General features: G+C 71.9%; 20 protein-coding genes. 16 read left to right on the top strand and 4 right to left on the bottom strand.

Going from position 1 to position 20209, the window contains the following annotated elements; all coding sequences use genetic code 11:
• Positions 1–150 precede the first annotated feature (150 nt).
• The 7 genes from O7546_RS25730 (at position 151) to O7546_RS25700 (ending at position 8906) form a co-directional block, all read left to right on the top strand.
• Positions 151–1389, top strand: a complete 1239-nt coding sequence (locus O7546_RS25730; RefSeq protein ID WP_194801489.1) for a fused response regulator/phosphatase — start codon at positions 151–153, stop codon at positions 1387–1389.
• A 20-nt stretch (positions 1390–1409) separates the two neighbouring features.
• Positions 1410–3149: a sensor histidine kinase gene (locus O7546_RS25725; protein ID WP_194801488.1), complete on the top strand. Its 1740-nt coding sequence runs from the start codon at positions 1410–1412 to the stop codon at positions 3147–3149.
• Entirely contained in the window at positions 3146–3598 is a 453-nt protein-coding gene (locus O7546_RS25720) for a response regulator (RefSeq protein WP_194801487.1), read from the top strand. Before O7546_RS25725 ends, O7546_RS25720 begins: the two co-directional genes overlap by 4 nt.
• A complete protein-coding gene (locus O7546_RS25715; RefSeq protein WP_194801486.1) occupies positions 3591–4400 on the top strand; it encodes an inositol monophosphatase family protein in 810 nt (269 codons plus the stop codon). The genes O7546_RS25720 and O7546_RS25715 overlap by 8 nt, the downstream gene beginning before the upstream one ends.
• Before the next feature lie 184 nt (positions 4401–4584).
• On the top strand, positions 4585–5622 hold the full coding sequence (locus tag O7546_RS25710) for a hypothetical protein (protein WP_281600113.1): 1038 nt from the start codon (positions 4585–4587) through the stop codon (positions 5620–5622).
• Between the two features lie 36 nt (positions 5623–5658).
• On the top strand, positions 5659–7215 hold the full coding sequence (locus tag O7546_RS25705; protein ID WP_269697695.1) for a fused MFS/spermidine synthase: 1557 nt from the start codon (positions 5659–5661) through the stop codon (positions 7213–7215).
• A gap of 71 nt (positions 7216–7286) precedes the next feature.
• Positions 7287–8906: a serine/threonine-protein kinase gene (locus tag O7546_RS25700; protein WP_269697694.1), complete on the top strand. Its 1620-nt coding sequence runs from the start codon at positions 7287–7289 to the stop codon at positions 8904–8906.
• A 56-nt stretch (positions 8907–8962) separates the two neighbouring features.
• Here the strand turns inward: O7546_RS25700 and O7546_RS25695 are convergent, their stop codons facing one another.
• On the bottom strand, positions 8963–9631 hold the full coding sequence (locus O7546_RS25695) for a TrkA family potassium uptake protein (RefSeq protein ID WP_194801482.1): 669 nt from the start codon (positions 9629–9631) through the stop codon (positions 8963–8965).
• On the bottom strand, positions 9621–10955 hold the full coding sequence (locus O7546_RS25690; protein WP_194801481.1) for a potassium transporter TrkG: 1335 nt from the start codon (positions 10953–10955) through the stop codon (positions 9621–9623). Before O7546_RS25690 ends, O7546_RS25695 begins: the two co-directional genes overlap by 11 nt.
• Before the next feature lie 106 nt (positions 10956–11061).
• On the opposite strand from O7546_RS25690, the gene O7546_RS25685 reads away from it, so the two are divergent.
• Positions 11062–12183 (top strand): glycerophosphodiester phosphodiesterase, encoded by a 1122-nt coding sequence (locus tag O7546_RS25685; RefSeq protein WP_281600112.1) that lies wholly within the window; start codon positions 11062–11064, stop codon positions 12181–12183.
• Positions 12184–12513: 330 nt separating this feature from the next.
• Here the strand turns inward: O7546_RS25685 and O7546_RS25680 are convergent, their stop codons facing one another.
• Positions 12514–12741 (bottom strand): winged helix-turn-helix domain-containing protein, encoded by a 228-nt coding sequence (locus O7546_RS25680; protein ID WP_064446847.1) that lies wholly within the window; start codon positions 12739–12741, stop codon positions 12514–12516.
• Positions 12742–13019: 278 nt separating this feature from the next.
• On the opposite strand from O7546_RS25680, the gene O7546_RS25675 reads away from it, so the two are divergent.
• The 8 genes from O7546_RS25675 to O7546_RS25640 all read left to right on the top strand — a co-directional run bounded on the left by O7546_RS25675 (position 13020) and on the right by O7546_RS25640 (position 19331).
• Positions 13020–13322 (top strand): DivIVA domain-containing protein, encoded by a 303-nt coding sequence (locus O7546_RS25675; RefSeq protein ID WP_281600111.1) that lies wholly within the window; start codon positions 13020–13022, stop codon positions 13320–13322.
• Positions 13319–13564, top strand: a complete 246-nt coding sequence (locus O7546_RS25670) for a hypothetical protein (protein WP_194801478.1) — start codon at positions 13319–13321, stop codon at positions 13562–13564. The genes O7546_RS25675 and O7546_RS25670 overlap by 4 nt, the downstream gene beginning before the upstream one ends.
• A gap of 216 nt (positions 13565–13780) precedes the next feature.
• The gene (locus tag O7546_RS25665) at positions 13781–14983 is read left to right on the top strand and encodes a substrate-binding domain-containing protein (protein ID WP_128136766.1); all 1203 of its coding nucleotides are present in this window, start codon (positions 13781–13783) and stop codon (positions 14981–14983) included.
• A 3-nt stretch (positions 14984–14986) separates the two neighbouring features.
• Positions 14987–15730 carry an ABC transporter ATP-binding protein gene (locus O7546_RS25660; protein ID WP_013288706.1) on the top strand — a complete coding sequence of 248 codons (744 nt, stop codon included), beginning with the start codon at positions 14987–14989 and terminating at the stop codon, positions 15728–15730.
• On the top strand, positions 15730–16464 hold the full coding sequence (locus O7546_RS25655; protein ID WP_194801477.1) for an ABC transporter ATP-binding protein: 735 nt from the start codon (positions 15730–15732) through the stop codon (positions 16462–16464). Before O7546_RS25660 ends, O7546_RS25655 begins: the two co-directional genes overlap by 1 nt.
• Complete coding sequence (locus O7546_RS25650) at positions 16461–17351, top strand: branched-chain amino acid ABC transporter permease (RefSeq protein WP_091426567.1); 891 nt, start codon at positions 16461–16463, stop codon at positions 17349–17351. The genes O7546_RS25655 and O7546_RS25650 overlap by 4 nt, the downstream gene beginning before the upstream one ends.
• Positions 17348–18457 (top strand): branched-chain amino acid ABC transporter permease, encoded by a 1110-nt coding sequence (locus O7546_RS25645; protein WP_194801476.1) that lies wholly within the window; start codon positions 17348–17350, stop codon positions 18455–18457. Before O7546_RS25650 ends, O7546_RS25645 begins: the two co-directional genes overlap by 4 nt.
• A gap of 121 nt (positions 18458–18578) precedes the next feature.
• Positions 18579–19331, top strand: a complete 753-nt coding sequence (locus tag O7546_RS25640) for an SDR family oxidoreductase (RefSeq protein ID WP_194801475.1) — start codon at positions 18579–18581, stop codon at positions 19329–19331.
• Positions 19332–19388: 57 nt separating this feature from the next.
• Here O7546_RS25640 and O7546_RS25635 read toward each other — a convergent pair whose 3' ends face one another.
• Entirely contained in the window at positions 19389–20207 is an 819-nt protein-coding gene (locus tag O7546_RS25635) for a hypothetical protein (RefSeq protein ID WP_194801474.1), read from the bottom strand.
• Positions 20208–20209: the final 2 nt, after the last annotated feature.

The raw sequence follows: 20209 nt of genomic DNA, 5'->3' as shown, positions 1-20209 counted from the left end.
GGTCGGTGCGCTGCGGGCGTGACAGCGCTCCCGGCGTAACATCGTGGGTCGACCGTGCCGCTGTCGGGGTGGGACCGTTGTGTCAGCCAGGATCAGCAGGGCATTCGGAAGGAGTCCGACATCACCAGCGAACTCCCGCGTCTCGCGGCGGTGACCCGACCGGTCCGTGGGGCCGGCGCGTCGGGTGCCGCCTACGTGCCGTCGGCCGGGGCGGGGCTGCACGGCGGCGTACCGCCGGGCGAGCGGCTGCGGGTGCTGCTGGTCGAGGACGACGAGGGCGACGCCTTCCTGGTCGGCGAGCTGCTCGCCGAGACCAACTCGATGATCGACCTGCTGGTCGCCACCAGCCTCAGCGAGGCCCGGCAGCGGGTGATGGGCGTGGACTGCGTCCTGCTCGACCTGGGCCTGCCGGACGCGCAGGGCCTGGACGGCCTGCGCCGGGTGCTGGAGATGGCCAGCGGCGCCGCCGTCTGCGTCCTGACCGGCCGCTCGGATGAGCACCTGGGCATCGTCGCGGTCGCCGAGGGCGCGCAGGACTACCTGGTCAAGGGCCAGGTCGACGGGGTCCTGCTGACCCGGGCGCTGCGGTACGCGGTCGAGCGCAAGCGCGCCGACGAGAACGCCCGCCGGCTGCGCGAGGTGGAGCTGCGCCAGGCCGAGTCCGCCCGCCTGGAACGCGGCCTGCTGCCGCAGCCGCTGATGACCACCGACGAGGTGTCGGTGCACACGTTCTACCGGCCCGGCCGGCATGCCGCGCTGATCGGCGGCGACTTCTACGACGTGGTGCAGACCCGGCCGGACCGGATCGACCTGATCGTCGGCGACGTCTGCGGGCACGGCGTGGACGAGGCGGCGCTCGGCGTCGAACTGCGCGTGGCCTGGCGGGCGCTGGTGCTGGCCGGGGTGCCGGACGACGAGGTGCTGCCCGCGCTGGAGCAGGTGCTGATGAGCGAGCGCCGCCTCCAGGAGATCTTCGCGACGGTGGCCACCACCCGGCTCGACCTGGCGTCGGCGCGGGCCACCGTACGCCTCGCCGGTCATCCGCCGCCGCTGCTGCTCAGCGGCGGGACTGTCGCGCCGGTGCCGGCCAAGGGCGGGTTGCTGCTGGGCGTACGCCCGCGCCGCCCGGTCGCCTTCGACCTGGAGTTCGACACCGACGACTGGTCCCTGCTGATGTACACCGACGGCCTGATCGAGGGCCGGGTGGACGGCGGTGACGAACGGCTCGACGTACCGGGCCTGACCGGGCTGCTCGCCGACCCGGCGAACCGGGCGGTGCCGCTGGCCGAGCTACCCGCCTGGCTGGTCGGACGGGCCGAGCAGATAAACGGTGGCCCGCTGGCCGACGACGTGGCGATGTTGCTGGTGACCCGCGGTAGTGGTCGTTGAAGGGCTACGGGGAGGAACCTGTGAAGGCGTACCAGCAGGGGTGGACCCTGCGGCGGCGGGTGGCCGCGCTGCTCGGCGTGGTGGTGGTGCTGCTGCTCGGGCTGGCCGGCGCGGAGGCGGCGGTCGCCGCGCAGAACCGGCAGAACATCGACGCGGTGCTGCTCAAGACCGGTCCGCTGCGCGTCCAGGCGCAGGAACTGATGAGCGTGCTGCTCGACCAGGAGACCTCGGTGCGCGGGTACGCGGTGAACGGGGACCGCAGCGACCTGGAGCCCTATCGGGAGGGCGTGCGGCGCGAGCAGAGCCTGGTCACCTCGATCCGCGATCTCTCCGCCGACTACCCGGACGTGCGCCGGTCGCTGGAGGTGGTGGAGCAGCAGACCGCGCAGTGGCGGACCCAGGTGGCCGAGCCGGTGATCACCACAGTCGAGCGGGACGGCCCGGCGGCCGGCCAGGCGCTGATCACTGATGCGACGCGCCAGCAGTTCGACGGCATCCGCACGTCGGTGAACACGCTCCAGGACGAGATCCTCACGGTCCGGCAGGAGACCGCCGACCGGGTCAACGAGACGAGCAACACGCTGGTCGTGCTGCTGATCATCGCCGCGCTGGTGGTGACGACGGCCGGCGTGGTCATGCTGGTCTCGCTGGACCGGATCCTGATCCGCCCGCTGGCCGACCTGGTCGGCCAGGTACGCGAGGTGGCCGACGGCGACTACCGGCACCGCATCGAGGGGTCCGGCCCGCCGGAGTTCCGTCGCCTCGCCGACGACATCGACCAGATGCGGATGAAGATCGCCCGCGAGCTGGACGAGGTACGCGAGGCGCGGGAGCGCATCGAGTGGGTCAACAGCCAGTTGCAGAAGCAGGCCGAGGAGCTGACCCGCTCCAACCGTGACCTGGAGCAGTTCGCGTACGTCGCCTCGCACGACCTCCAGGAGCCGCTGCGCAAGGTGGCGAGCTTCTGCCAGCTGCTGCAGCGGCGCTACGCCGGGCAGCTCGACGAGCGGGCCGACCAGTACATCGCGTTCGCGGTGGACGGCGCGCAGCGCATGCAGCGGCTGATCAACGACCTGCTGGCGTTCTCCCGGATCGGCCGGTTGACCACCGGTTTCACCGAGGTCGACCTGAACAAGGTGATGGGCGACGTGGCGGGGCAGACCGAGGCGGCGTTGCAGTACGCCGACGCGGACCTGACCTGGGGCGAGATGCCCACCATCCGCGGCGAGGAACCGCTGCTGACGAACCTGCTGGTCAACCTGGTCAGCAACTCGGTGAAGTTCCGCCGGCCCGACGTGCCGCCGAAGGTGCACGTGTCGGCGCGGCTGGTGGACGGCGAGTGGGAGATCAGCTGCCGGGACAACGGCATCGGGATCGAGCCGGAGTTCGCCGACAAGATCTTCGTGATCTTCCAGCGGCTGCACTCCAAGGACGCGTACCCGGGCACCGGCATCGGGCTGGCCATCGTCAAGAAGATCGTGGAATATCACGGCGGCCGGGTCTGGGTGGACACCGACACCGACGAGGGCACCACCATCCGGTTCACGCTGCCCGCGCTGGAGGCCGACATCGAGGCCGCCAAGGCGGCGGAGGCGGCGGACGAGGACACGGCGGATGCCGCGGAACCGGCCGACGCGCCGGCCGCCGACGGTGACCCGGCGGACGCCGGGCGGCAGCCGGACGGCGAGGCACGCGAAGAGCCGCCCGCGGAGGCGGACCGACACGGTACAAACGGTGGCATGAAGGAGACGGTGGCATGACCGCGCCCGCGGACGGCAAGAGCCCGATCGAGGTCCTGCTCGTCGAGGACGACCCCGGCGACGTGCTGATGACCCAGGAGGCGTTCGAGGAGCACAAGCTCCGCAACCGCCTCACCGTCGTCTCCGACGGCGCCGAGGCGCTCGCCTACCTGCGCCGCGAGGGCCGGTACGCGGACGCGGTGACGCCCGACCTGATCCTGCTCGACCTGAACCTGCCCCGCCGCGACGGCCGGGAGGTGCTCAAGGAGATCAAGAAGGACGAGGAACTGCGCCGCATCCCGGTCGTGGTGCTCACCACCTCACAGGCCGACGAGGACATCCTGCGCAGCTACCAGCTGCACGCCAACGCCTACGTGACCAAGCCGGTGGACTTCGAGCGCTTCATCTCGGTGGTCCGCCAGATCGACGAGTTCTTCGTCAGCGTGGTCAAGCTGCCGCCGCGTGGCTGACCCGCTGCTGGACGACGTCGGCGCGCTGCTGAAGGAGGCGGCGGCCAAGGTCGTCGTGCCGTTGTTCCGCCGGCTCGACGCGTCCGACATCTCCGAGAAGGCGCCGGGCGAGGTGGTCACCGTCGCTGACCGCGAGGCCGAGGTGCTGATCTCCGAGGGCCTGCGGCGGCTGCGTCCCGGCTCGGTGGTGGTCGGCGAGGAGGCCGTCGCCGAGGACCCGGACCTGCTGCGGCACCTGCGCGGCAGCGGCGACGTGTGGCTCGTCGACCCGGTCGACGGCACCTCCAACTTCGCCGCCGGTCGCCGGCCGTTCGCGCTGATGGCGGCGCTGCTCACCGACGGCGTACCGGTGGCCTCCTGGGTGTACGACCCGCTCGACGGCACGATGGCGGCGTGTCGGCTCGGCGCCGGCACCGAGCTGGACGGGGCGTCGCTGAGCGCGCCGCCGGCCGAGCCGCGGGTGGGCGCGCTGCGCGGCACCGCGGCGACGAAGTTCCTGCCGCCGGACTTCCGCCGCCGGGTGGAGGAGGGCGGCCGCCGCATCGGTGAGCTGCTGCCCGGCCAGCACTGCGCGGGCCGGGAATACCTGGACGTGCTCACCGGCGAGCAGCAGTTCGTGCTGTTCTGGCGCACCCTGCCGTGGGACCACACACCCGGCACGTTGCTGGTGCGCGAGGCCGGTGGCGTGGCCCGCCGGTTCGACGGCGCCGACTACCACCCGGCCGACGACGGCCGGGGACTGCTGGTGGCGTCGAGCCCGGAGATCTGGGACGAGGTGAGCGCCGCCCTGCTGGGCGGTTGAGCGGCGTAGTGCGACGGGCGCGGCACGCTGCGTCGATGTCGGACGCCGTACGCCGTCGCCGGCCTGGCGCGTCGCGTGTGGTCCGGTATCGTGACCGGCGGTCTCCGCCAGCAGGCCGCCGTCCGGCGCCGGCGGAGACGCCGCTCGGTGTACGGGGGCCGGCGGTCGACGGAAGGACCAACACGTGCCCAGGACCAGCCCTACCGGCCGGCGCGTCCGGCGGTCGCTGCTCGCCGCGCTCGCCGCGGTGGCCGTGCTGCTCGGCTCCGGCGTGGCCGCCGGCCCGGCCGCCGCCGTACCCAGCCCGAACGCCCCGAACGAGGGCGGCAGCAAGCAGCTGCGGGCGGCGTTGGAGGCGGCGGCGAAGGGCCACATCGAGGCCCAGAACAAGCTGGAGAACTCCAAGCGCCGGCAGAAGGCGCTCGCCGCCCAGCTCAAGGACGTCGAGGTACGCCTCGTCGGGCTCAGCGCGCAGGCCGGTGAGGTCGCCGCGCAGTCGTACCGGATGGGCCGGCTGACCGCGACGTCGATGCTGCTCGCCAGCGCCGACCCGAACGACTTCCTCAAGCGCGCGGCCGAGCTGGACGTGATGGCCCAGCGGGACAGCAAGCGGCTGCGGGAGCTGGCCGACGCGAAGGCGCAGGCGGCCGAGGCGAAACTCGCCATCGACGCCGAGGTGCGCGAGCAGGCCAAGCAGGTCGCGGTGCAGGCCCGCAAGAAGAAGGACGCCGAGGTGGCGCTGGCGAAGGTCAGCTCCGGCGCCGGGTCCGGATTCAACGGCACCTCCTCGTCGGCGAAGCCCGCCCCGCGCAACTCGGACGGCTCGTGGCCGTCGGAGTCCTGCTCGGTGGACGACCCGACGCCCGCGTCCGGCTGCATCACGCCGCGCACGCTGCACATGCTCCAGCAGGCCAAGGCGGCCGGTTACAAGCGCTACGCCTCGTGTCACCGCAGCGGTGGCGGCGGCGAGCACCCCAAGGGCCGGGCCTGCGACTTCTCCGCCGCCAGCGGCGGGTTCGAGGACAAGACCGCCACCGGCGGCGACAAGGCGTACGGCGACAGCCTCGCCGCCTGGGCGAAGAACAACGCCAACCGACTCGGCATCATGTACGTCATCTGGTATCGGCAGATCTGGATGCCGAACACCGGCTGGCGCGCGTACAGCGGCGGTGGCAGCCCGGCAGCGGACCACACAAACCATGTTCACATCTCGATGTATTGACCCGGCCCGCCGCGAGCGCTGCGTAGCATCGCCACGGTGAGCAGCACATCGTCAGACGTCATCGCGGGACCGGCGGCCGACGCCCCGGTCCCGCCCCGGGCCCTGCCCAACGGGCTCGCCGCGTTCCTCGTCTTCCTCTCCAGCGGTGCCGTGCTGGTGCTGGAGACCGTGTCGCTGCGCCTGGTCGGCCCGTACGTCGGGGTGACCCTCCAGGTGACCAGCTCGGTGATCGGCATGGCGCTGGCCGCCATCGCGTACGGGGCGTGGTTCGGCGGGTGGCTCGCCGACCGGCGTGACCCGCGCACCCTGCTCGCCCCGGCGCTGGTGCTGGCCGGCATCGCCACCGCGGTCACGCTGCCGATCGTCAGGTACGCCGGTGAGGTGCTGCGCGGCGGCGCGGCGAGCGCGGTGCTCCTGCTGACCGCGCTCACCGTCCTGCTGCCGGCCGCGCTGCTGGCCGGGATCACCCCGCTCGTGGTGAAGCTCCAGCTCGCCGACCTGCGCCGCACCGGGCAGGTGGTGGGCAAACTGTCCGGCATCGGCACGCTCGGCGGCATCACCGCCACGCTCGGCACCGGCTTCGTGCTGGTGGCGGCGCTGTCCAGCACCGTCATCGTGCTGGGGCTGGCCGCCGTGCTCGGCGTGACCGGGCTGGCGCTCGGCTTCTGGCTGCGCCGGCAGGCCGGCCCGAGCGGGCTGTCCGCGCCGGGCCGGGTCAAGGCCGCGCTGGCGCTGCTCGGCCTCGCCGCCGCCGGGCTCACCGCCGCGGCGCCGAACCCGTGCGACGTGGAGACCGCCTACCACTGCGCCCGGGTCGAGGTGGACCCGTCGTGGCCGCAGGGACGCACGCTCTACCTCAACTCGGCCGAGCACTCGTACGTCGACCTGGGCGAGCCGACCCACCTGAAGTACGCGTACACGCAGTGGATCGGCCTGGTCGCGGACGTGGCGCGGCCGGCGAAGCAGCCGATCGACGCGCTGCACCTGGGCGGCGGCGGCTTCACCGTGCCGCACTACCTGGCCGCGACCCGGCCCGGCACCGACAACCTGGTGTTCGAGCTGGACGGCGGCCTGGTCGAGCTGGACCGGCGGGAGCTGGGCCTGCGTACCGGATCGGGGATGCGCGCCGAGGTGGGCGACGCGCGGGTGCTGCTGCGCGGCGAGCCGGCCGACAGCCGCGACCTCATCGTCGGCGACGCGTTCGGCCACCTGGTCGTGCCGTGGCACCTGGCGACCCGGGAGATGGCCGCCGACATCCGGCGGGTGCTGCGCCCGGACGGCATCTACGTGCAGAACGTCATCGACTACCCGCCGGGCCGGTTCATCCGGGCCGAACTGGCCACCGTGAAGGCCGAGTTCGCGCACGTCGCGCTGATCGCCCCGCCCGGCGCGATCGACGGGAAGCAGGGCGCCAACTTCGTGATCGTCGCCTCGGACGCGCCGCTGCCGCTCGCCGCGATCCCGCCCGGCCTCAAGCTGCTGCCCGAGCCGGCCTCGCTGATGGACGAGGCGGCGGTGACCGCATGGGTGGGCGACGCGATGGTGCTCACCGACGACTACGCGCCGGTGGACCAACTGCTCGCGACCGCCTGAACGGGTGACTTTCCTGACCGATTCCGACCGCTGAGGTGTACCAGGGTCGACTTCGGGCAACAGGACCGACCATGGGTGGACCGGTCAGGAACGGCGTGCAACTGCTCGGCGAGCGATATCGGCTCGTCGAGCAGTTGGGCGCGGGCGGCATGTCGGTCGTCTGGCGCGGCTACGACGAGGTGCTGGGCCGTCAGGTGGCGGTCAAGGTGCTGGCCTCGCGGCTGGCCAGCGACAAGGCGTTCCGGCACCGGATCCGGGTGGAGGCGCAGGCCGCCGCGCGGCTGTGCCACCCCAACATCACAAACGTGTACGACTACGGCGAGTCCGTGCAGGTCGGCCTGACCGTGCCGTACGTGGTCATGGAGCTTGTCGACGGCGGTCCGCTCAGCGGGCGGCTCGGCCGCGACGGGCAGCTTCCCTGGCGGGAGGCCATGACCATCGGCGCGGAGGTCGCCTCGGCGCTGGCCGCCGCGCACGCCCGTGGCGTAGTGCACCGGGACGTCACACCGGGCAACGTGATGCTGACCCCGACCGGGGTGAAGGTCGTCGACTTCGGCATCTCGGCGCTGGTGGGGGAGAGCGACAAGGGGCCGGACGGCGCGCTGCTCGGCACGCCGGCTTACCTCGCGCCGGAGCGGCTGGACAACGGGCACGTCTCGCCCGCCACCGACGTGTACGCGGTGGGGCTGCTGCTCTACCGGATGCTCACCGGCCGTCTGCCGTGGCAGGCCAGCACCACCACCGAGATGCTGCGCGCGCACATGTATCGCGACCCGGACCCGATGCCCGCGGTGCCGGGCCTGCCCGAGCCGGTCGCCGCGCTGGTACAGCGGTGCCTGGCGAAGCGCCCCGAGGACCGCCCGGCGACCGCCGAGGTGGCCCGTACGCTCGCCGAGGCAGCGGGTATCGCGGCGATCGTGCCGGTGTCGCCGGCGTTCGGCCGGATGGACCCGGCGCTCGCCGAGAACGCCGGCACCACGATCCTGCCCTGGTCGGCGGAGACCGACGCGCTGCCGTTCTCGGTGGTACGGACCCGCACGAGGCGGGCGGTGGCGCGGCGGCGCAAGGTGGAGGCCGGGGTCGCCGCCGTCGGGCTGATCGCCGTTACCGCCACGCTGTGGGGGCTGACGTCGCGGAGCCCGGCCAGCGGCGGGGTGGAACCGACCGAGGCGCGGATGAGCCTGCCCGAGCCGATCCCCTGTGCCGTCGACTACTCGCTGCGCCGCGACACCGGCAAGGACTTCTCCGCCGAGCTGACGCTCACCAACACCGGCGACCGGGAACTGCGCGGCTGGACCATGAACTTCACGTTCCCCGGCAAGCAGACGGTCACCACGGCCCAGCCCCCGGCACGTCAGGCGGGGCGTACCGTGTCGATCGCCGCACCGGCGACGGACCCGGCGCTGGCACCCGGCGCGTCGACGAAGCTGACACTGGCCGGCCGCTACACCGGGAGCAACACGCTGCCTGTGGAGTTCACGCTCGGCGGCAGCACCTGCGGCGTGCAGGTCTCCGGCATCGCCGGTTCGGCGCCGACCACCGCGCCGCCGGTGAAGACGCCGGTCAAGCCGACCACCAAGACCACCACCAAGAGCGGGCCGGCGAAGGCCAAGCCGGCGCCGGCGAAACCGAAGCCCAAGGCCGCGCCGAAGCCCAAGGGCAAGGAGGGGCCGAAGGGAAAAGCAAAGTAGACCGGCCGAAGGGGGGTGAGCACGGCAAGGGCAAGGGTCCGAAGAAGGGCTGAGGGTCAGGTCAGCGCGGAGAAGCGCTGCACCTGGGTGATGCCGCCCTCCACGATGAGGACGCTGTCCGCCTCCAGCACGGTGTCCGGCCCGGCGTACCGAAACGGTTCCCCGGCCTGCTTCTCACCCACCACCATCACGCCGTACCGGTCCTGCGGTGCGATGTCGCGCAGCGACCGCCCGACCAGCGGCGCCGGCACCTTGATCTTGGCGATGGCGAAGTCGTCGTCGAACTCGATGAAGTCGAGCATCCGGCTGACGATCAGGTGCGCCACCCGCTCGCCGGTCTCCGCCTCCGGGAAGACCACGTGGTGCGCGCCCACCGAGTGCAGGATCTTCGCGTGCTTCTCCGAGGTGGCCCGCGCCCAGATCTGCTCGATCCCCAGCTCGGCCAGCGCCAGTACGGTGAGCACGCTCGCCTCCAGCGACGCCCCGATCGCGACCACGACCCGGCGGAAGTCCGCCAGCCCGAGCTGCCGCAGCGCCACCTCCTCGGTGCTGTCCGCCTGCACCACCCGGTCCAGGTCGGCCGACCAGTGCTGGACCCGGTTCGGGTCGTGGTCGATCGCCAGCACCTCGTAACCGAGGCGGGACAGGGAGTCCGCCAGGCGCGCGCCGAACCGGCCCAGGCCGATCACCGCGATGCCGGTCTCCTCCGGATGTCTAGCCGACAATGGGTTGCTCCTCCGGGTAGCGGTACAGCCGTCGACGGGTGTTCAACGCGATGGCCGAGCCGAGCGTGAGCGGCCCGATCCGGCCGATGTACATGAGCGCGGTCAGCACGTACTGGCCCGGCGGCGAGAGCTGCCCGGACACCCCGACGGTCAGGCCGGTGGTGCTGAACGCGGAGGTGACCTCGAACAACGCGGCCGAGAACGATATGTGCGAGGTCAGCGCGATCAGGCCGACCGTCCCGCCGGCCACGAGCGCCACGCTCAGCAGCGCCACGGTCAGCGCCTGCCGCTGGCTGGCCGCCGCCACCCGGCGGCGCCCGACAGTGGTGTCCGGTTCGCCCCGCAGCTCGGCCCAGATGGCGAAGCCGAGCAGGAAGAACGTGGAGACCTTGATGCCGCCGGCGGTGCTGGCGCTGCCGCCGCCGATGAACATCAGGCCGATCAGCATCGGGTAGCTCTCGTCGGTGAGGTGCCCGACGCTTATGACGTCGAAGCCGCCGGTACGGCTCAACGCGATCTGGGTGAACGACGCCAGCAGCTTGCCCGGCACGTCGTACGTGCCGATCGTGAACGGGTTGCCCCACTCTGCCATCAGCAGGTAGGCGACGCCGAAGACGGTCAGTACCACGCTGCCCCAGACGGTCAGCTTCGTGGCGACCGCCCAGCGCGCGGGCTGCCGCCACTCGCGTACCGCCTCGAACAGCGCCGGGAAACCGAGCCCGCCGATGATCGCGCCGACGCTGAGCGGTAGCGCCACCCAGCCGTCGCGGGAGAACGCGATCAGGCCGTCGGAGTAGAGGGTGAACCCGCCGTTGTTGAACGCCTGCACCGAGTGGAACACCGCCGACCAGAGCGCCCGGCCCGGACGGTAGTCGTACGCCAGGAACAGGCGCGCGGCGATCACCGCCGTCATCAGCGCCTCGGTGACGAAGACGGTCGCCGCGATGCGCAGCAGCAGCCGGCGTACGTCGCCGAGGCCGAACTCGGCGGTCTCCGCCTGCACGAGCAGCCGGTTCCGCAGGCCGAGCTGGCGGGAGACGGCCAGGATCACCAGCGACGCCCCGGTCAGGATGCCCAGACCACCGAGCTGCGTCAGCACGGTGATCATCACGAGTCCGAAGCCGTTCCAGTAGTTCGGCGTGTCGGTCACCGCCATCCCGGTCACCGACACCGCCGACGTGGACGTGAACAGCGCGGTGACGAACGGGGTGTACCGCTGCTCGCTGGTGGCCCAGGGCAGCATGAGCAGGCCGGTGCCGGCCAGGATCACCGCCAGGAACCCCAACGGCACCAGCCGTACGGGCTTCCGGAGCAGGCGGCGCACCCCGTCATCTTCCGTCCGGAGATTCACCGGCAGGTCAGGAACCGACCAACTGGCGGTCAACCACGCCCGGTCTGCTGTGCGTACCCATCGACGACAGGAGACGGCGTTGCGACGTACCCTTTCCGCCCTCGGCGTGGCCGGCGCGCTGCTCGCGGCGGCCGCAGTGGTGGTGCCGGCCGTGACCGCCCAGGCCGGCCCCGACCACCGCGCCGCCGAGCAGGCCCGCCCGGCTCAGCGGCCGATCGTGATCGGTCACCGCGGCGCGAGCGGCTACCGCCCGGAGCACACCCTGGAGGCCTACCGGCTCGCCATCCGCCAGGGCGCCGACTTCATCGAGCCGGACCTGGTCTCGACCAGGGACGGCGTCCTGGTCGCGCGGCACGAGAACGAGATCTCCGGTACGACGGACGTGGGCGCCCGCCCCGAGTTCGCCGCCCGCAAGGCGACGAAGACCATCGACGGGGTGACAGTCACCGGCTGGTTCACCGAGGACTTCACGCTGGCCGAGCTGAAGACGCTGCGGGCCAAGGAGCGGCTGCCGCAGGTGCGGGTCGCCAACACCGCGTTCGACGGCAAATTCGAGATCCCGACGTTCCAGGAGGTCATCGACCTGGCGCGGACCGAGTCGAAGGCCCGCGGCCGGACCATCGGTGTCTACCCGGAGACCAAGCACCCGACCTACTTCGCGTCGATCGGCCGCCCGCTGGAGGAGCCGCTGGTGGCGGTGCTGCGCCGCAACCGGCTCACCCACCGCGCCGACCCGGTGTTCGTGCAGAGCTTCGAGACCGCCAACCTGCGCAAGCTCGACAAGATGATCGACGTACGGCTGGTGCAGCTCATGGACGGGTCCGGCGCGCCCTACGACTTCGTCGCGGGCGGCGACAAGCGGACCTACGCGGACCTTGCGACGCCCGCGGGACTGGCCTGGATCTCCCGGTACGCCGACGGCGTCGGCCTGAACAAGAACCTGATCGTGCCCCGGGACTCCGCCGGACGGCTGCTCGCGCCGACGTCGGTGATCCGGGACGCGCACCGGCAGAAGCTGGTGGTGCACGCGTGGACGTTCCGGGCCGAGAACCAGTTCCTGCCTGTGGACTTCCGGATCGGCACCGACCCGAACGCGCGTGGTGACATCACGTCCGAGTACGAGCTGTTCTTCGACCTGGGCCTGGACGGCGTGTTCAGCGACCACCCCGACACGGCGGTTGCCGCCCGAGCCGGCCGCTGACCCTGCTTCCCTGTGACGGGGTGCCCGCCGCAAGCGGCGGGCACCCCGCCGTGCTTTGTCGCGCTCGGCGGCCCCCGAGATCTTGGTACGAAACGGCCCCTCCAAGGGCCATTCCGTACCAAGATCTCCCCGTGGAGGGGCCGCCTCGCCGATCTTGGACTTATGGCACCTCGCGAAGCACCTTAATCCGGACATCCTGGGCGCCACAACTCCAAGATCGGCGGTGGCGGGCGGTGGCGGGCGGGGCTTGTCGTGCGGGGCGGGCGCCACTTCGGGGAAGTGGCTGCTTCCGGGCGGGATGATGCCGCCACCTCGGCGTAGTGGAGTTGATCAGGCCGGCGGTTCGGCTACGTAGGTGCCTCGGCCGGGCTGGCCGGTGATCAGCTCGCGATCGTGCAGCAACGAGAGAGCGCGGGACGCCGTGTTCATGTGGACGCCATAGGCCTCGGCGAGTTCACGGGTCGAGGGCAGCTTGTCGCCGGGCTTCAACTCGCCACTCTTGATCTTTGCGGCGAGTTCGTTGGCGATCTGACGATATGGCGCTTCGGCTGTAGGCATGGTGAGGACTCCGGTCGGTTCGGCACCTCCGATCATGCCGGGCCTACACCAGTAACTGCAACAAGCAGAAAGCCCGATGTGGACGCTCGACCTACGCAGGTATTTTGGGTAGGCTGACCCGCGTCCGGCTCCGGTTGGTTCGGCAAACCTCGGGTGTCGGACCCGGATTGGGCTCCGGGGTCGTACCGCCGAACGGGCTGCGGTCTCGGGGTCGGCGGCCCGCCCGCGTCCCCTGTCTGCGGGTGGGCCGCCTCCACGGCTCGGTGAGGAGGATCGGCGTGCGTAACGTGCTCAACCTGTTCCAGCCATCCCGGCGACGTGGCAAGGGCGGCCCGCCGAACCAGGGCTGGTACCGCTCGGACTCGTGCCGGCCGCTGAGCGTCGGGCAGATCCGCGAGCGGAGGTTCCGCACGGTGCGGCACGGGCTCGACCCGGCGGAGGTGCACGCCTTCCTCTACCGGGTGGCCGGTGACCTGGCGCTGGCCCGGCGTGACGCGTCCCGGTACGCCGAGGAGAACACGCGCATCAAGGCGGCGCTCAAGAGCTGGCAGTCCCGATTCACCCCGGGCGCGCAGCGGTGAGCCGGGAGCGGTTCGTCGTACACCTGCCGATTCTCGCGGCCGACCTCGACGGCGCGCGGGGGTTCGCGCGGGCCATCTGCCGGGCGCTCGGGTTCCTGGCCGACGTGGAGCGCGCCGGGACCACCGTGTCGCGGGAGGACGAGCAGTCCGTACGCCACTGGGTCTGGTGCGACCGCCCGCGCGGCGGTGGCCGACGATGCGCACGGGCGGCCGACCACGACGGGGACTGCGGCGGGCGGTGAGCGGGGCGCGATGGCGTGGGGCGACATTCCCGGCGCGGCGTGCGTGGTGGGTACGGCCATCCCGGGTCGGTGCGGTTACGTGGCGATGTCCGGCGTTGTAACGTGCGGCCACCCCGTCCCGGGGACTTGTGTGCGCCGACCACATAGCCCGTGGGTGACGTCACTTCTAGCGTGAGCCGACAACTGACATTCCCCCTGTCCTCACCTGGAGTCGCAATGACGATCCGGCACACGCGACGGGTGTTCCTTACCGCCGCCACCTCGGTGGCGGTCGCTCTGGCCGCCACGGCCTGTGGCAGCCCGCAGGACACCGCATCCGGCGGCGGCGATGCCGCCCCGGTCAAGGTCGGTCTGGTCTACTCCCAGTCCGGGCCGCTCGCCAGCTACGGCAAGCAGTACATCGAGGGTTTCAAGGCGGGCCTCGACTTCGCCACGAAGGGCACCGGCAAGGTCGGTGACCGCACGATCGAGGTGACCGAGGCCGACGACGCGGGCGACCCGGCCAAGGCCGTGTCCGCCGCGAAGGACCTGATCGGCAAGGGTACGAAGATCATCGCCGGGTCCACCTCCTCCGGGGTGGCGCTCCAGGTGGCGCCGATCGCCGCGCAGAACAAGGTGCTGTTCATCTCCGGCCCGGCCGCCACGGACGCGGTGACCGGCGCGAACAAGTACACGTTCCGTTCCGGCCGGCAGTCGTGGCAGGACGTGGTGACCGCCCGGTCGTTCATCGGCGACGCGGGCGGCAAGAAGGTCGTCGTGTTCGCGCAGGACGGCGCGTTCGGCGACGCGAACGAGGCCGCCGTCAAGGCCGTCATCGGCGGCGCCGGTGCGAACGTGAGCAGCGTCCGGGCCCCGGCCAGCGCCACCGAGTTCACGCCGTTCGCCAGCCAGATCAAGGCCGCCAAGCCGGACCTGCTCTTCGTCGCCTGGGCGGGCACCACCGCCGGCGCCATGTGGCAGACGCTCGACCAGCAGGGCGTCCTCGCCTCCACCACCGTCGTCACCGGCCTGGACATCCGCGCCTCGTGGCCGACGTTCGGCGCGGCCGGCAGCAAGATCTCGTTCCTGTCGCACTACTTCGACGGGGCGAGCGACACCGAGGCCGCCAAGGCCGCGAAGGCGAAGGTGCCGGGCGGCACGCTCGACCTGTTCCACCCGGACGGGTTCGCCGCCGCGCAGATGGTCGTCCGCGCGGTGCAGGAGGGCGGCGACGACGTGGAGAAGATGGTCAAGGCGCTGGAGGGCTGGGAGTTCGAGGGCGTCAAGGGCACCATGAAGATCCGCGCCGAGGACCACGCCCTGCTCCAGCCGATGTACCAGGCGAAGCTCTCCGGCAGCGGCACCGCCTTCACGGCGACCGCGCAGAAGTCGCTCACCGGTGACGAGAGCGCGCCGCCGGTCGCGCAGATGAAGGGCTGACCCGTGCTCGCCACCCGCGGTCTGACCTGGCGGATCGGTGAGGTCGCCATCGTCGACTCCGTCTACCTCGATCTGGCGCCGGGGGAGTTCCTCGGCGTGATCGGGCCCAACGGCGCCGGCAAGACCTCCCTGTTCAACCTGATCACCGGCCTGCGCCGGCCCACCGAGGGCACGGTCCTGCTGGACGGCGCGGACATCACCGCGCTCCCGCCGCACCGGCGTGCCCGGCTCGGACTGGGGCGTACCTTCCAGGCGTCCTCGGTCTTCGGCTCGCTGAGCGTGCGGGAGAACGTCCGGCTCGCCGTACAGGCACACCGGGGTGGCTCGATGAAGCTGTGGCGGCGGGCGGCGGCCGACCGGGAGGTGGCCGCCGCCGCCGACGCGGCACTCGACCGGGTCGGCCTGCACCACAGGGGTACGGCGCTCGCCGGCACCCTTGCCCACGGCGAGAAGCGCAAGCTGGAGATCGCGCTGCTGCTCGCCGGTGAGCCCCGGGTGATGCTGCTGGACGAGCCGATGGCCGGGGTGAGCGCCGAGGACGTGCCCGAGCTGGTCAGCGTGATCAAGTCGTTGACCGGCGACAGCGGCCGGGCGGTGCTCATGGTGGAACACCACATGGACGTGATCCTGGAACTGGCCGACCGGATCGCCGTGATGCACCACGGCGCGCTGCTGGCGTGCGACACCCCGGACACGGTGATGGCGAACGCCACCGTGCAGGAGGCGTACCTGGGGGAGGCGCTCTAATGGCGGAACCTGTCCTGTCCGTGGCGGACCTGTCCGTGCGGATCGCCGGGCTGCACATCCTCCAGGGGGTGTCGTTCGAGGTCGCGCCCACCGGCGTCACGGTGCTGCTCGGGCGCAACGGCGTCGGCAAGACCACCACGTTGCGCGCGATCGTCGGGCTGACGCCGCGCGGCGGCGAGGTGCGCGGCAGCGTACGCATGGGAGCGCGCAGCCTGCTGGCCCGCCCCACTCACCGGCTGGTCCGCGACGGCCTCGGCTACGTGCCGGAGGACCGCTGCGTCTTCGCCGCGCTCACCGTCGCGGAGAACCTGCGGCTGGCCGAGCGGCGGGGCGTCACGCCCGCGTACGACAAGGTCTTCGCTCTTTTCCCGGAGCTGGAGCGGCGCGGACGGCAACGGGCCGGCTCGCTGTCCGGCGGGCAGCAGCAGATGCTCGCGATCGGCCGGGTGCTGCTGAACGACAACCGGCTGCTGCTTGTCGACGAGCCGACGAAAGGGCTGGCACCGAAGGTGGTGACCGAGGTGGCCGAGGTGCTGGAACGGGTCGCGGAATCCGTGCCGGTGCTGCTGGTCGAGCAGAACCTGGCGGTGGTACGGCGGCTGGCGACCGACGCGGTGGTGCTCTCCGCCGGCAAGGTCGCCTGGACCGGCGACGCCCGCGAGCTGCTGCTGGAGACGGCGCTGACGAAGTCGTTGCTCGGTGTGGGTTCTGGCTCCGGGGAGGTGCACGCGTGAACACGGTGGTCCTGTTGACGCTGACCGGGCTGGGCCTGGCGGCGCTCTACTTCCTCGTGGCCTCCGGCCTGTCCCTCGTGTTCGGCCTCGCCGACGTGCTCAACTTCGCGCACGGGCTGTTCCTCGGCGTCGGCGCGTACGCGACCTGGTGGGCCTCGGGCAACCTGCCCGGCGCCGGACCGGACGGGTTCGGGTTCGTGCTGGCTGTCGTCTTCGGTGTGCTGGCCGGTTCGCTCGTCGCGGTGCTGGTGGAGCTGGTGCTGATCCGGCCGCTCTACTCCCGCACCATCGAACAGGTGCTCGTCACCGTCGGCCTGTCGCTCGCCGGGGTGGCGCTGCTCCAGGCCACCTGGGGCGCCGACCCGCGGCCGTTCCCGCGACCGGACTGGAGCCGGGGCGTGACATCGGTGCTCGGCGCCCAGGTGCCGAACGCCGGGCTGCTGCTGATCGTCGCCGCCGCTGTGGTGCTCGGGGCGCTGCTGGCGTTCCTGCGCTGGACCCGGTACGGCCTGATCATCCGGGCCGGCGTGGAGAACCGGGAGATGGTGACAGCCCTCGGCATCGACGTGCGCAAGGCGTTCACGCTGGTCTTCGCGATCGGCGGGGCCGCCGCCGCGCTGGCCGGCGCGCTCGGTGGCGTCTACTTCGGCACCGTCTCGCCGGGGCAGGGCGGCTCACTGCTGATCTTCGCGTTCATCGTGGTGGTGATCGGCGGGATGGGCTCGGTGGTCGGGTCCGCGTACGCGGCGGTCGCGGTGGGGCTGCTGCAACAGTTCGTCAACTACTACGGCACGTCCGGGCTGGGCGACCTGTGCGTGGTCGGTCTGCTCGCCGTGGTGCTGCTGCTGCGTCCGCAGGGCCTGGCCGGAAAGGTGGCTCACGCATGACCAACTCGGTGGTCGACGCGCCTCCGGCGCAGGTGCCCGACGAACTGACCCCCGGGCGTTCCCGCTGGCACGGCCTGCGTCCGTACCTGCCGTTGGTGGCCCTGGTGGTGGCGGCCGTGCTGCCGTACTCCACGCTGCACCTGCCCGGGATCTTCGAGGGGCCGCTGAACTCGCCCGGCACGCTGCAACTGCTCGCCATCTGCTTGGTGTTCGGCGGGCTCGCGGCCGGCTACGACCTGCTGTTCGGGCGTACCGGGATGCTCTCCTTCGGCCACGCCCTCTACTTCGCCGCCGGGGTCTACGGCACCGACATCCTGGTCACCAAGGCCGGGCTGCCGCTGTGGCAGGCGGCAGTGCTCACGGTGATCGGCGGGACCACGCTCGCCGCGCTGCTCGGCGCGGTGGCCCTGCGGACGGTGGGCATCGCGTTCGCCATGGTGACGCTGGCGTTCGCGCAGGTCGGGGCGATCCTGGTGGCCCGCGACTTCGGCGGCCTCACCGGTGGCGAGGAGGGCCTGCCACTGGACGTGTCGGGGCTGCCGGCTGCCCTGGTGGGCGTCACCAACACGGTGAACCTGTACTGGCTGGCGCTCGCGTACCTGGCCATAGTGGTCCTCGTGGTGCACCGGGTCAGCGCCTCGCCGACCGGGCGGGTGCTGGCCGGTCTGCGCGACGACGAGCGGCGGATCGGGGTGCTCGGGCTCGACCCGTACCGGTTCAAGCTGGTCGCGTTCACGCTGGCCGGCGGCCTCGCGTCGGCCGGTGGGGTGGTGTACGTGCTGATCGTCGGCGGCGCCAGCCCGCACATCACGTCGTCGGAGCTGACGCTGTCGCTGCTGGTCATGGTGGTGCTCGGCGGCCCCGGTACGCGGTGGGGGCCGGTGCTGGGCGGCGTCCTCTACATGTACCTGGACCACCGGCTCACCGCGTTCGGCAGCAGCGACGCGGTGAACGCCCTCCCGGCGTTCCTGAGTCACCCGCTGAGCCAGCCCCTGTTCGTCCTGGGCACGGTGTTCATCCTGGCCGTCTACTTCTTCCCCGGCGGCCTGGCCAGCCTCCGCTCCCGCCTGACCCCCGTCCTGACGGCCCTCCGCCGCCCTCGCTGACGGCTCCCATCCCCCTCCCTTCACCCCGTTGATCAAGGAGTTTGTGTCCTGATGCCGCGGTTAGGATGACCCAAAGTCCTTGATCAACGGGGAGAGCGGGGAAGGGGAGGGGAGAGACCTCATGGGGGAGCTGCGGCGGCTTGCGGTTGTCAGTGGGGGTGGGACCGGGATCGGGGCCGCGGTGGCGCGTGGGCTCGTCGAGGACGGGTTCGACGTTCTCGTGGTGGGGCGGCGGGGTGACGTGCTCGAAGCCGCCGCGCGGCGGATCGGTGACGAGAGCGGACGGGACGGGGCGGTCACGCCTGTCGTCGCCGACCTGACCGATCCGGGGCAGGTCGCCGCGGTGGTGGACGCGGTCGGGGACCGTGCCGTGGACGCCGTCGTCAACAACGCCGGGGGCTACCTCGGCGGGTCGACCGACTCGCTCGGCGGGGTGGCGGACTGGTGGCGGGCCACCCTGGACGCCAACGTGCTGACCGCCGTCCTGCTCACCGAGGCGCTCCTGCCCGCCCTGCGCCGCCCCGGCGGCCGGGTGGTCCTGCTCAGCTCGATCGCCGCACAGCGCGGCGGCGCCGGGCCGTACTCGGCGGCGAAGGCCGCGCTGCACGGCTGGGCTTACGACCTGGCCGCCCAGCTCGGGCCGGACCAGATCACCGTGAACGTGGTCAGCCCCGGCTACGTGGCCGAGACCGAGTTCTTCGGCGACCGGATGACGCCCGAGGGCCACGCTAAGCGGGTCGCCGCCACGCTCGTCGGCCGGGCCGGAGTGCCGGACGACATCGCGGCGGCGGTGCGCTACCTGGTCGGCCCGTCCGCCGGGTACGTCACCGGACAGGTGCTCGGCGTCAACGGCGGTTCCGTGCTCGGCCGCTGACACGTGGAAGGGGCGGCGGCCCCCCGTGTGGCCACCGCCCCTTCGCGTACGTCGTGGTCAGCCGTTGAGCATTTCGTACGCCGACGCCGGCGCCTTCTGCACCTGCGAACCCGTCGGCGCGGTGAGCTTCGGCGCCTTGCCGAAGTCGTAGTACTTGGCGACCAGCTTCATCGCCTTCGTCTTGCCGGCGGCCGGCACGTCCAGGGTCAGCGACGTGAGGTTCCCGTCCGGCCCGACCACGGCCGTGAACGGCACCTTCTTCGCCGCCTCACCCAGCGCGGCCACGTCCACCGTGCTGAAGTTCTCGCGGATGTCGGCGTTGGCGGTCAGGTCGGCGAACCCGCCGTACGTGCCGTTGCCCCGATCCTCGACCGTCTCGGCGGTCCGGATGACAGCGGCCGTGTTGGCCGGGTCGGCGTTCTGGTAGACCGGCACCTCCGAGGCGTCGTCGAGCTTCGTGCGGTCCAGGAGCATCCAGCGCTTCGGCAGCTTCATCGCCTCCTGCAGGCCGGGCATGCCGGTGATCTTGACGCGCACCCAGATGTCGTCCTCGATCACGCGGAAGGTCATTCCCATGGTGAACTCGGGGTCCTTCTCCGACACGGTCAGCTCCACGCCGCGCGCCGCCGGGTCGACCAGCCCGTCGAACTTCTCGGTGCCCTCGATGGTGGAGAACCGGAAGGCCGGGTCCTTCTCGTCCGGCACGGCGGCCAGCAGCGCGGCCTTCGGGTCGGCCGACGGGCTCGGCGCCGGTCCGGCGCCCTCGGAGGCGTCCCCGGTCCCGCACCCCGCGGACAGGACGGTGGTGGCCAGCACGGCCGTCGCGAGAGCCGCGATCCGCCGGAGGTTGCCGGCGAAACCGAATCGCTGCGTCATGG

The organism is Micromonospora sp. WMMA1976, assembly GCF_027497335.1.
In the GTDB taxonomy this organism is placed as follows: Bacteria; Actinomycetota; Actinomycetes; order Mycobacteriales; family Micromonosporaceae; genus Micromonospora; species Micromonospora aurantiaca.
This window is presented reverse-complemented; position numbering and strand designations above follow the sequence as displayed.